1 protein-coding gene is annotated in these 444 nt (G+C 54.3%); it reads left to right on the forward strand.

The genetic code is table 11. The features are described from left to right. The coding region (locus J5M73_RS31410; RefSeq protein WP_207816971.1) for an insulinase family protein at window positions 1–444 on the forward strand (444 nt) is incomplete at both ends.

Consider the following 444-nt stretch of genomic DNA (forward strand, 5'->3'; position numbering starts at 1 on the left):
CCGCGAACCTGATGAAGGCGGTGATTTATAGCAATAAACCGCTGCCAGAGCTGGCGCGGATAGCGGCTGACACCTTTGGGCGCGTGCCGAACAGAAATATCGAAAAGCCTGAAATTACCGTACCGGTCGTCACTGATGCGCAAAAGGGCATCATCATCCACTATGTTCCGGCAATGCCGCGTAAAGTATTGCGCGTCGAGTTTCGTATCGATAACAACAGCGCGCAGTTCCGCAGTAAAACCGATGAGCTGGTGACCTACCTGATTGGCAATCGTAGTCCGGGCACATTGTCTGACTGGCTGCAAAAGCAGGGCCTGGTTGAAGGTATTCGCGCAGACTCCGATCCGGTGGTCAACGGGAACAGCGGCGTGTTAGCCATTTCCGCGACGTTAACCGACAAGGGGCTGGCGAATCGCAATGAAGTTGTCGCGGCAATCTTTAGCT

The organism is Pseudomonas sp. 50_B (assembly GCF_017491625.1).
Classification (GTDB): Bacteria; Pseudomonadota; Gammaproteobacteria; order Pseudomonadales; family Pseudomonadaceae; genus Aquipseudomonas; species Aquipseudomonas danubii.